Source organism: Flavobacterium sp. GP15 (assembly GCF_014281985.1).
GTDB classification, from domain to species: domain Bacteria; phylum Bacteroidota; class Bacteroidia; order Flavobacteriales; family Flavobacteriaceae; genus Flavobacterium; species Flavobacterium pygoscelis.
The window spans coordinates 87389-99641 of record NZ_JACFTC010000003.1; the positions used below are offsets into that span (position 1 = coordinate 87389).

At 31.2% G+C, this 12253-nt stretch carries 11 protein-coding genes; 9 read left to right on the top strand and 2 right to left on the bottom strand.

The window, feature by feature from the left end; translation table 11 throughout:
• The first annotated feature begins 26 nt into the window (after positions 1-26).
• A complete protein-coding gene (gene gap / locus H2650_RS08385) occupies positions 27-1031 on the top strand; it encodes a type I glyceraldehyde-3-phosphate dehydrogenase (RefSeq protein ID WP_188050359.1) in 1005 nt (334 codons plus the stop codon).
• A gap of 129 nt (positions 1032-1160) precedes the next feature.
• A complete protein-coding gene (locus H2650_RS08390; protein ID WP_188050360.1) occupies positions 1161-2012 on the top strand; it encodes an N-acetylglucosamine kinase in 852 nt (283 codons plus the stop codon).
• 64 nt (positions 2013-2076) lie between these two features.
• On the opposite strand, the gene H2650_RS08395 is transcribed toward H2650_RS08390, so the two are convergent.
• Both H2650_RS08395 and H2650_RS08400 read right to left on the bottom strand, forming a co-directional pair.
• Positions 2077-2457 carry a RidA family protein gene (locus H2650_RS08395; protein WP_188050361.1) on the bottom strand — a complete coding sequence of 127 codons (381 nt, stop codon included), beginning with the start codon at positions 2455-2457 and terminating at the stop codon, positions 2077-2079.
• 57 nt (positions 2458-2514) lie between these two features.
• Positions 2515-5211 carry a putative LPS assembly protein LptD gene (locus H2650_RS08400; RefSeq protein ID WP_223151088.1) on the bottom strand — a complete coding sequence of 899 codons (2697 nt, stop codon included), beginning with the start codon at positions 5209-5211 and terminating at the stop codon, positions 2515-2517.
• A gap of 129 nt (positions 5212-5340) precedes the next feature.
• On the opposite strand from H2650_RS08400, the gene H2650_RS08405 reads away from it, so the two are divergent.
• From H2650_RS08405 to H2650_RS08435, 7 genes are all read left to right on the top strand, one after another.
• Positions 5341-6507: an N-acetylmuramoyl-L-alanine amidase gene (locus H2650_RS08405; RefSeq protein ID WP_188050362.1), complete on the top strand. Its 1167-nt coding sequence runs from the start codon at positions 5341-5343 to the stop codon at positions 6505-6507.
• Between the two features lie 49 nt (positions 6508-6556).
• The gene (locus H2650_RS08410; protein ID WP_223151089.1) at positions 6557-7711 is read left to right on the top strand and encodes an N-acetylmuramoyl-L-alanine amidase; all 1155 of its coding nucleotides are present in this window, start codon (positions 6557-6559) and stop codon (positions 7709-7711) included.
• Between the two features lie 50 nt (positions 7712-7761).
• The gene (locus H2650_RS08415) at positions 7762-8727 is read left to right on the top strand and encodes an MlaD family protein (RefSeq protein ID WP_188050363.1); all 966 of its coding nucleotides are present in this window, start codon (positions 7762-7764) and stop codon (positions 8725-8727) included.
• Between the two features lie 5 nt (positions 8728-8732).
• Complete coding sequence (locus tag H2650_RS08420; protein WP_188050364.1) at positions 8733-10067, top strand: (Fe-S)-binding protein; 1335 nt, start codon at positions 8733-8735, stop codon at positions 10065-10067.
• 68 nt (positions 10068-10135) lie between these two features.
• Positions 10136-10927, top strand: a complete 792-nt coding sequence (locus H2650_RS08425) for a (Fe-S)-binding protein (RefSeq protein ID WP_188050365.1) — start codon at positions 10136-10138, stop codon at positions 10925-10927.
• Positions 10928-10991: 64 nt separating this feature from the next.
• Positions 10992-11735, top strand: coding sequence for a phosphatase PAP2 family protein (locus H2650_RS08430; protein WP_255462828.1), 744 nt, complete (start codon positions 10992-10994; stop codon positions 11733-11735).
• Between the two features lie 32 nt (positions 11736-11767).
• The gene (locus H2650_RS08435) at positions 11768-12250 is read left to right on the top strand and encodes an ABC transporter ATPase (RefSeq protein ID WP_188050367.1); all 483 of its coding nucleotides are present in this window, start codon (positions 11768-11770) and stop codon (positions 12248-12250) included.
• Positions 12251-12253: the final 3 nt, after the last annotated feature.

The following is a 12253-nucleotide window of genomic DNA, read 5'->3' on the forward strand; positions in this document are numbered from 1 at the left end:
ATAAATAAACTAAAAATTAAAGTAAAATGTCAAAAGTAAAATTAGGAATAAACGGGTTTGGAAGAATTGGAAGAATTGTTTTTAGAGAAACTTATAATAGAGATAATGTAGAAGTAGTAGCTATCAATGACTTATTAGATGTAGATCATTTAGCATACTTATTAAAATATGATTCCGTTCACGGTCGTTTTGCAGGAAAAGTAGAAGTAAAAGAAGGTAAATTATTTGTCAATGATAAACACATTCGTGTGACTGCAGAGAAGAATCCTGCTGACTTAAAATGGGATGAAGTGGCTGTTGATGTTGTTGCTGAATGTACCGGTTTTTTTACCACATTAGAAACTGCTAATGCACATATTGTTGGTGGAGCAAAAAAAGTTGTTATTTCTGCACCATCTTCAGATGCTCCGATGTTTGTTATGGGAGTAAACCACGAAAAAGCGCTTGTAACAGATACTATTGTTTCTAATGCTTCTTGTACGACAAACTGTTTAGCACCTTTGGCAAAAGTTATTAATGATAATTTTGGTATAGTAGAGGCTTTGATGACAACAGTTCATGCAACTACTTCGACTCAAATGACAACAGACGGACCTTCAAAAAAAGATTGGAGAGGCGGTCGCGCTGCTTCTTGTAACATAATTCCTTCTTCTACCGGAGCCGCAAAAGCAGTTGGCAAAGTGATTCCAGAATTAAATGGTAAGTTAACAGGCATGGCTTTTAGAGTTCCTACAACGGATGTTTCGGTAGTAGATTTAACTGTAAAAGTTGCTAAAGAAACTTCTTATGAAGAAATAATGTCAGTATTGAAAACAGCTTCTGAAACAACAATGAAAGGTGTATTAGGCTTTACTGAAGATTTAGTGGTATCACAAGATTTTGTATCCGATCCTAGAACTTCTATTGTAGATGCTAATGCTGGTATTGGATTGAATAGCACTTTTTTCAAAATTATATCTTGGTACGATAATGAATATGGCTATTCCAGTAAACTTATTGATCTTTCTGTTCATATTGCAGGTTTAAAATAATTATATATATTTACAAATCCCGTTATCTTTATTTTTAACGGGATTTTATTTTTTATCATTTATCTATTTGTGATCAGTAGTAAATGGCAAAATTCTAACCCAAACCACAAAATAAAAAAACAACACAAAATGAGATTAATAGTTGATAGTGGCTCTACCAAAGCCGATTGGATTGCAATAAACGAAGAGGGTAAAGTATTGTTTACAACTCAAACTTTAGGATTAAATCCAGAAATACTTGAGGGCAATGAAATTATTGATCGGTTAAATGATCGTTTTGATATTTTACAAAACAAAAAAGAAGCTACTCATTTGTTTTTTTATGGCGCTGGTTGTGGTACCGAACGTATGAAGCTTATGTTGTCACAAATTTTTAAAGAATATTTTACAAATGCGATTATATCTGTTGAAGAGGATACTTATGCAGCCGTATACGCGACAACTCCCAAGGGTGAAAAAGCAATTGTAAGTATTCTAGGTACAGGATCAAACTGTAGTTATTTTGACGGTAAAGAATTACATCAAAAAGTACAATCTTTAGGGTATATTGTAATGGATGATTGCAGTGGTAATGTTTTTGGAAAAGAATTGATCCGAAAATATTATTTTAATAAAATGCCTTTGGAACTCGCTCTCAAATTTGAAAAAGAATATGATTTGAATGCAGATGCGGTAAAAAGTAAATTGTACAAAGAGGCTAATCCTAATGCTTATCTTGCAACTTACGCTAAGTTTTTAATTCAAAATAAAGACACGGAATTTTGTAGAAAAATTATCTTTAAAGGAATGAAATCTTTTGTGAAAAATTATATTAAGCAATATGATAATTGTAAAGAAGTACCAGTACATTTTGTAGGTTCTATTGCTTTCTATTTAAAGGAGGAATTACAAGAAACTTTTGATAAATATGAGTTGAAGTTAGGGAATGTATTGCGTAGACCAATAGATGGACTAATTGCTTATCATGTAACTAATAAATAAGTAAAAAAAATCCAACATCCTAGTTATATTTGGATGTTGGAATCTCTATTTCTCTTTAATTGTCTTATAAAATGGCTATCATTGAGATTTCTACATTTACATTTTTGGGCAAACAAGCTACTTGAACTGTTTCGCGAGCTGGAGCCGTTTTTTCATTAAAGTAAGAACCATATACTTCGTTTATTTTTGCGAAATCATTCATGTCCATAATGAATATCGTAGTTTTGACCACGTTTTCAAAGGTCATTCCTGCAGCAGTCAAAACAGATTTCATGTTTTGCATTACTTGTTCTGTTTCGCTTTCAATTGTTTCCGTAATTAATGTTCCAGTTGCTGGATTTATTGCGATTTGTCCTGAAGTATATAGTGTATTTCCTTTTAAAACAGCTTGACTGTATGGGCCAATTGGCGCAGGAGCATTCCCTGTAAAAATAATTTTTTTCATATTTTTTCTTGTTTTTAGTACTACATTTGAGCGTTGCTAAATTTAATAAACTTAATTTTATCGATTAATAACGCTTCTTTTATCCCATTTGATGTCGCTCAATACACCAGATTTTATTCCGATGAAAAAGCCCCAATTTGCATTATTTCCAAAAGGAGACCAGTTAAAGTCCATTCTCCAACTTAGCAAATCTCTCTCAAAACGAAGTTGTGTAAAAGTTACTCCATTTTGTACAAAATCATAACCAGTAGATACGCCTGCTTTCCATTTTGGAGTTATATCTGCATTGGCAGAAATCATAATCGAATTTCCTATAATTTTATTTTCGCGATTGTTATTTCCATAGCTTAATGAATAAGCAAAAGTCATGTCCCAAGGCAATTTGGAATTGAAAAATTCTGAAATTTTATCTACAACATCACTGTCTTCGTCATTAAACTGACTTTTTCTAGTGTCGCCTAAATCTTTATTGGTACCAAATAAATCATCTTCTCGACCACCATTTCGTTGACTTTGGGTATTCTTTTCTTTGTTTTTATCTTCTTTTCCGCTACTCGAAAGAGAGTAGTTTATAGTCATATTAGAACTTGTCATTCTAAAAAGACTTCCTCCGTTATCAATATTAAATTTATTGATTCTTTTACCGGAGTTGTCAATAGCATAAGGATCTAATGTGGCGCCAAAATTCACATTCATTTTGTTCTCAAACAACTGCGTTCCACCACTTACACGTACCGGAGCAAGAGCAAGAGTGGTAACTCCGTCTGCATTTAGATTGTAACTTGTAGAAAGATTTAAGTTGTTCAGTAACATAATTTTCTTAGGCTCTGTTTTAGTGCTATCTCGATCAGTTACTTTGGCTTCAAAAGTATTGCTTAAATCAAAACCTATATTCTGAGAATTATTCAAACCAGGAGCACCAAAAATTCCATTTTCAAATCTAGAATATTGTTTGTCCATTCTACCACTAGCATCGGAAGAATAAGTGTCGTAATATTTTTCGAAACTCGGTGTGTAACCATACGATACAGATGGTCTCATGACGTGTCGTATCGACTTTATTCTTTTGTCTTGACCAAAATTAAAAGTACCATAAATTGTTGTTCCTACACTTGATGAAAAAGAATAGGTTCTAAAGGCATCAAAACCATTAACGATTTTGTCAACTACTTTGCTTTGATCGGTGTCATAACTTTTTTCTATAGTTTTTGTATACCAAATTTCCTCGTAATTTACAGCGGTTGAAGCACTAAAGTACTTGAATATTTTAAAGTTAGTGCTTAATGGAATGCTGTGTTGAAATCCAATTTTTGCGTCTCTAAACATTTGAGGTTTAAAGAATAATGAGTCTGTAGTTACAATACTATTACGACCGTTTAAGTTGTATTGTAAATTGATGTTTTTAAAGAAGCCTTTTTTAAGACCATCTTTTCCCACAAAAGGATATATTCGATCAACACTCAACTGTAAAGTTGGTAAAGTCATATTGATTTCTTCTGTTTGCGTGTTTTGTGAATGTGTTGCAGTCAATGACATTCTCACTTGCGGAACAGAATTAAACGTTTTAGAATAAGAAACTGATGAACTTAATGTATTATTTAAATTGGAACCAATATTGACCTGATTGATCGATTGCTTAAAATATTTACTACTCCCAAGATTCACAGAAGCAGAAAAACTTGAGTTAGGGCTAGATTTAGAATCTTTAGAGTGTGACCATTGAATGTTATAAATATTCTGTTTCAAATAATCTGGATACCCTCTTTCGCTAGTAATTAAATTTTCAAATCGAACATTTACGTTCCCTCTAAAATTATATCTTTTTGCATAACTGGATTCAAATCGCATTCCATAACTTCCATTGGTATAGTAATCTCCTAAAACCGTTAAGTCATAATTATCACTTAAAGCAAAATAATAACCTAAATTTTGAAGTGAAAACCCTCTTTGATTAGAGTCATTGTAACTAGGTAATATAAGACCAGAAATACTGGTTTCTTTGCTCATAGGAAAAAAAGCAAAAGGTAAAGCAATGGGCGTTGGAACATTTGCAATTACCATATTAGTTAATCCTGTGACTACTTTTTTTCCTGGAATAAATTTAACTTTATTAGTTTGGAAATAATATTCTGGATTATCAATGTCTTTTGAGGTAGTAAATCGTGCGCCTTTTAAGAAATAAACAGAGTCATTTTCTTTTTTTGTGACTGCAGCTTTAATTCTAAATTCCCCTTGTTCTGATCTAGAATTCCAAATTAATGCTTTTTTAGTTTTAAAATTAAAACGAATAGAATCAGGTTCAATAACATTGGCACCTTGCTTAAAATTTGGAAACTGAGTATATTTACCTGTAGAATCCTTTATTCTACCGGCATAAACCTCATTTTTTTCATAGTCCATTACTATTATTCCCGATTTTAACTCGATGTCCTGATAATATAATTCGGCATTATCATATAAAGTGATCAGTTTTTTCTTTTGATCTATTTTTGCATATTTTTCAGCTTTGTACTTTACTTTCCCGTCTAAAAAGGGCTTTTTAGCTAAAACAGTATCTTTTTTGATCGTGTCATTTTCTTTTTTAGTAGTTAGTAAAGGATTTTGAGCAGTACTAACTGTTTTTTTAGTGCTATCTGTCTGTTTACTAGCAGGTATAGCTGTGTTTTTTTTGATTATATCTTGTGCGTATAATTTACCAGAACCTAATGACAGGAAAAATGATAGTAAAACGATATTAAATAAGTTTGTATACAAAGGTTTAAATGCTATTTTTGTAATTTCTGGCTTGTTTTTTGAATTCTCAGAATTACATATTATTATTCGTCAAAAATAGTCAAATAAATTTATGACAGAAGTCTTTTAATTAAATTAACTTATAGCTTTATGCATAAAATATATAAAATTAAAATAATTGTAACTTTTATTTTAATGGTGATTTCGGCATCAGTATTCAGTCAATCTACTACTTTTAGAGTTACTTTAGACGCAGGTCATGGCGCACATGATTTTGGTGCTGTCTATGAAGGACGTATTGAAAAAAATATTGCACTTGCTATTGTTTTAAAAGTTGGAAAAATATTAGAAGCTACTCCTCAAATGCAAATTAATTACACCCGTAAAACAGATGTATTTATAGACTTGATCGAAAGAGCGAATATTGCCAATAGATTTAATGCTAATATTTTTGTTTCTATACACTGTAATGCTAATAGAAATACAGCTGCGGATGGAACTGAGACTTATGTAATGGGTTTAAGTAAAGTAGCTTCCAATCTTGCGGCGGCTCAAAAAGAGAACTCTGTTATCACTTTAGAGAAAGATTATAAGCAAAAATATGAAGGGTTTGATCCTAATTCTCCTGAAACCATGATCGGAATGACATTGATGCAAGAAGAATACCTTGATAATAGTATTTCATTGGCCAGTAAAATAGAAGATGCTTTTGCTGATTTAGGAAAAAAAATAAGAGGTGGAGGTGTAAAGCAAGCTCCGTTTATGGTTCTTCATAAAGCATACATGCCTAGAGTATTGATAGAAACTGGGTTTATTTCTAATACTATTGAAGGAAATTTATTGAACTCAGAAGAAGGCCAAAATGAAATTGCTAAAGCCATTGCTGATGCGATTGTAAGCTATAAGAAAGAATATTATGGGAACGGAGAAATAGAAATAACAGGAGAATTGCCTTCTCAAAAAATAAATGAAAAACCAATTCCTGATAATACTCCAGTAAGGCCAAAAATTACGACTCCATCAGAAGAACCAATATTGACTAAAAAACCGGTTGAAGATAATGGGAAACCTATTTTTAAAGTTCAACTTTCTGCTACTATTAAAAAGGTTGAATTAAGTCCGAGTAATTTTAATGGCTTAAAAAATATTTCAGTTAGTTTTGAAAATAATGTTTACAAATACATGTATGGCGAAACAACAGATTATAATGAAGCCAAACAAGATTTGCAAGAAGCTAAAAGAAAAGGATATAATACTGCATTTTTAATTGCTTATAAAAATGGTGAAAAGATTAATGTTCAAGACGCTATTAAATAATTACATTTTAAAATAATAAATTTAAATTTTAATCAAACATACTACTATTTTGAAGTTAATTAGAAAGATTAAATTCTTATATATAATCCTATTTTTACTTTTTTCTTTATCCATTTTTTCTCAATCAAATACTAAATTTGTTGTTATTCTAGATGCGGGACATGGTGGTAAAGATCCAGGAAATTCCTATAATGGATTTATAGAAAAAGAAATTGCTCTAAAAACTGCATTGAAATTAGAAAAATATCTTAAAAAAGAAAAAGACATCGATGTAATTCATACCAGAAAAACAGATGTTTTTATCGAATTAGTAGATAGACCCAAAAAAGCAAATACGCTTCATGCCAATTTATTTGTATCTATACATTGTAATTCAGTAAAAAATCCCATCCCTTATGGTACTGAAACTTTTGTTATGGGTTTAACCAGAAGTCAGGGGAATCTAGAAATTGCTAAACAAGAGAATTCTGTAATATTGTTTGAGAAAAACTATAAGCAAACTTATAAAGGATTTGATCCCAAAAAACCCGAAACGCTTATAGGATTAAAGATGTTACAAGAGGATTTCTTAGATAGAAGTATTCAATTGGCCTCTAAGATCGAAAATAATTTTATAAATCAACTGAATCGTAAATCAAGAGGTATAAAACAAACTCCTTTATGGGTTTTAGACGCTGCTTATATGCCAAGTGTATTGATCGAATTAGGCTTTTTATCTAATAAAAAAGAAGGAATCTATCTTAATTCTGCTGTGGGTCAAGAAAATATGGCCAAAGCTATTGCTACTGCAATTATTTCCTATAAAAAAGAATATTTTGGTTCTGGTTACAATAAAAACATGGAACAAAGTAAATACAAAAAAGGAAATGTTACATCAACAAAAGAAAAAGCAAAAAATAGTGTTCTTGAGGAGACCAATAATAAAAAAGAACTAAAGGTTGAAGATGATGGCATTCTCTTTAAAGTTCAGTTTGCGGCGGGAAAGCAAAATCTTAAATTAGTTCCGTCAAACTTTAAAGGATTAAAAAACGTATCGGTAAGATCTACTAAAGCAAGCTTTTATAAATATTCCTATGGAGCCACATCAGATTACAGTGAAGCCAAAAAGAATTTGAAAGAAGTGCAATCCAAAGGCTATTCTTCAGCGTATATAATTGCATTCAAAGACGGAAAAAATATTAGTCTTGAAGAAGCGCTTAAATAATAGTAACAAGTCAAATATTTTATATTAAATTTGTAAAAAATACTTAAATTTTGAAAATAACACGAGAAATTAAAACAGCTATTTTAGTTATAGCATCTATATTATTATTTATTTGGGGCTACAGTTTCCTTAAAGGAAGAGACCTATTTACTAATTACAAAACTTTTTATGTTGAATATAAAAGTGTAGAAGGTTTGGCTACCTCTGCTCCAGTTACTTTAAATGGTTTAGTCGTGGGTAAAGTAAGTAGTATTACTATTAATGAAAACACAGGTGCTTTGTTGGTAGAATTACAGTTAAAAACTGATTTCCCAATCTCTCAATCGAGTGTGGCATCTATTTATGAGCCCGGTTTTATTGGTGGAAAACAAATTGCAATAATCCCGAACTTTGCTGATAAAACTTTAGCAGTTGATGGACAAAAGTTACAAGCAGGTGTAAAAATGGGTCTTACTGATAAAGTAGGAGATCAATTAGCGCCACTACAAGAAAAGCTTGAGAAATTATTAGGTAGTACTGAAAAATTAATTTCTGGACTTAATAATGTTTTAGACCAGAAAGGGCAACAAGATTTAAAACTTACGCTAGCTGAATTGAGCAAAACCATAGAACAATTTCATATTGCTTCAAAAAGTGTAAATGGTTTATTAGATACTAATAAAACTCAAATAAACGGAGTTGTTACTAACTTTAGTAAAATAAGTGATGATTTTTCTAAAATATCTTCCTCTCTTAATAAAGCAGATTTAGGTAAAACAGTACAAAATCTAAATACAACTTTAGCAAAAGTCGATGGTATTGTTACTGGTTTAGAATCTGGAAAAGGTTCTATGGGTAAATTACTAAACGATGAAGCTTTTTATCAAAATATTAAAACTTCAACAAAAGAACTAGAATTATTATTACAAGATGTACGACTTAACCCAACACGTTACGTTAATATATCTGTTTTTGGAAAGAAAAATAAACCTTATGTGGCTCCTGAAAAGGACTCTGTATCTACTGTAAAAAATTAGTAATTATGAGTTATTTAGACAATATTTTATTTGCAATCCTTTTAATTATTGGATTTGGTTATTTTTTCAGGAGTGTTCAAAAGATACGAAGAAACATCAATCTTGGTACTGATGTAAATCGATCTGATAATCCAAAAGCAAGATGGACTAATATGGCTATGATTGCTTTAGGTCAGTCTAAAATGGTTAAAAGACCAGTTGCAGGAATACTACATATTATAGTTTATTTAGGTTTTATAATTATTAATATTGAATTATTAGAAATTATAATTGATGGCCTTTTTGGAACACATCGTATTTTCGCGTTTTTAGGAACTACTTATAATGTTCTAATCGCTTCTTTTGAAATTTTAGCAGTTTTAGTATTAGTTGCTGTTTCTGTTTTTTGGATCAGAAGAAATGTTATTAAATTAAAAAGATTCATTAGCTCTGATTTAAAGGGTTGGCCAAAAAGTGATGGTAATTATATCTTATATTTTGAAGTCGTTTTAATGACTTTATTTTTATTGATGAATGCCTCAGATTTGCATTTACAAAATGTACCAGGTGGTTTTTCTCATTTTATCAAAGCAGGTTCTTTTCCTGTAAGTCAATTTATTGCTCCTATATTTAACGGAGTTTCTAATGAGTCAGTGATGCTAATGACTGAGATTTTCTGGTGGTTGCATATTACAGGCATCTTGATTTTTATGAACTATTTGTATTTCTCTAAACACTTACATATTCTTTTAGCATTCCCTAATACCTATTTTGCCAATCTAAAACCTTTAGGACAGTTTGATAATTTAGAATCAGTAACTAAGGAAGTAAAATTAATGATGGACCCTAATGCAGATCCATTTGCAGCAGCACCTGTTGATGAAAATGCAGCGCCAAGTAAATTTGGAGCAAGTGATGTACAAGATTTAAACTGGGTTCAATTACTAAATGCTTACACCTGTACAGAATGTGGTAGATGTACCTCTGTTTGTCCAGCTAATATTACAGGAAAAAAACTTTCTCCTCGAAAAATTATGATGGATACAAGAGACAGACTTGTAGAAGTAGGAAAAAATATAGACGACAACAAAGGAGTTTTTGTACCAGACAATAAATCATTATTAAACGATTATATTTCTCCTGAAGAGCTGTGGGCTTGTACTTCATGTAATGCATGTGTTGAGGAATGTCCAGTAAACATAAGTCCGCTTTCTATAATAATGGACATGAGACGTTATTTAGTTATGGAGCAATCTGCAGCACCAATGCCTTTGAATGCAATGATGACAAATGTTGAGAATAATGGTGCGCCATGGCAATACAATCAGCAAGACAGATTGAATTGGAAAAATGAAAATTAATCGAAAGTAAATTAGTAATACTAAATAAAGTTAAAATTACATTTTAACCATTTGAAAAAAACAACGTTATGTCAGAGAATTTAATAGTGCCAACAATGGCCGAAATGTTAGCTCAGGGTAAACAACCAGAAGTTTTATTTTGGGTGGGTTGTTCCGGAAGTTTTGATGATAGAGCTAAAAAAATAACCAAAGCATTTGTTCGTATTTTAAACCGCGCTAATATTTCTTTTGCAGTTTTAGGTACTGAGGAAAGTTGTACTGGAGATCCAGCCAAAAGAGCTGGAAATGAATTTCTATTTCAAATGCAAGCCATGATGAATATCGAGGTTTTAAATGCATATGAAGCAAAAAAAATTGTTACTGCTTGCCCACATTGTTTCAATACTCTAAAAAATGAATACCCAGAATTAGGTGGTGTATATGAAGTAGTTCATCATACAGAATTTCTAAAGTCTTTACTAGATGATGGAAGACTTACTATTGAAGGCGGACAGTTTAAAGGAAAACGTATTACTTTTCATGACCCTTGTTATTTGGGAAGAGCAAATAAAGTATACGAAGCTCCAAGAGATTTAATTCTTAAGCTAGATGCTGAGTTAGTAGAGATGAAACGTTCTAAAGCTAATGGATTATGCTGTGGTGCAGGTGGAGCTCAGATGTTCAAAGACGCAGAACCTGGTAACAAAGAAATAAATGTTGAAAGAACAGAAGATGCCTTAGAAACACAATCAGAAATAATTGCCACAGGTTGCCCTTTTTGTAATACGATGATGACTGATGGTATCAAGGTTAAAGAAAAAGAAGGTGATGTAAAAGTAATGGATATTGCGGAGTTAATTGCTAATGCACAGGATTTGTAAGTAATAAGACTAACTTTTATTAGATTGTATTATGGTTTATAAAGGCATACTATATTTCATAATAATGCTAATTAGTTTTAGTATACATGCTCAAACTATTGATAAGTTTAATATTCAGGATAGTCTTGATTTAAAAACAAATAAAGAACTGCATTTTAAAGTAAAGCAGCTAATTATTCCATCAGTTTTAATAGGTTATGGAATTATAGGGATTGGAAATGATCAATTAGAATCTTTTAATTCTCAAATTAGAGAAGAGGTTCGAGAAGACATTGACAAAAAGTTTACTATTGATGATTTTTCACAATATTTACCATTGGCTTCTGTATATGCTTTAGATGCTTTTGGGATCAAAGGCAAAAATAACTTTAGAGATAAAACGATAATTTTGGCTACCTCTTATTTGATTATGGGAATAGCGGTTAATAGTTTTAAACATACTTTTAATGTTGAAAGACCTGATGGTTCAAGCATGAATTCTTTTCCTTCAGGACATACAGCAACTGCTTTTATGGGTGCTGAGTTGTTGTATCAAGAATATAAGGACACCTCAATATGGTATGGTATATCCGGATATTTAGTAGCAGCAGGTACTGGAGCATTTAGAATGTATAATAATAAACATTGGCTTACCGATGTAGTTGCTGGAGCAGGGATTGGTATATTGAGTACAAAAGCAGCCTATTGGTTGTATCCTACAGTAAATAATTTGTTGTCTTCAAAAAAAAATAATACGAATAAAAAAACAGTATTTATACCTTATTATGATGGTAAACAAGTAGGATTTGGACTTGTCTCTGCATTTTAATAGTTGGTAAAAATCAATAAAAAATAAATATTATGTACGTTCCTTTTGAAAATTTACCCGAAGAATCTAAAATTTGGATTTATCAATCGAATAGAAAATTTTCGGATGCCGAATTTTCTGAAATAGAAACAGCTTTACAATCTTTTCTTGAAGAATGGGCAGCACATGGTACGAGTTTAGAATCATCTTACCAATTAAAATACAATCGATTTATTATAATTGCCGTAAATCAAGACGTTCAGGCGGCTACAGGTTGTTCTATTGATTCTTCAGTAGAGTTTATCCAGAGTTTAGAACAGAAATATGGTGTTGATTTACTGGATAAAATGAATGTTACTTTTAAGTTAGGGGAACATATTGCTCATAAACCACTGATTGATTTCAAAAAAATGGTAAAGGATAAAGCCGTTACAGAGAATACTATTGTATTTAATAATTTGGTAAATAATATCGAAGAATTTAATGAATCATGGGAAGTTCCTGCAATTGATAGCTGGCATAGCCGTTTCTTTTAAAAT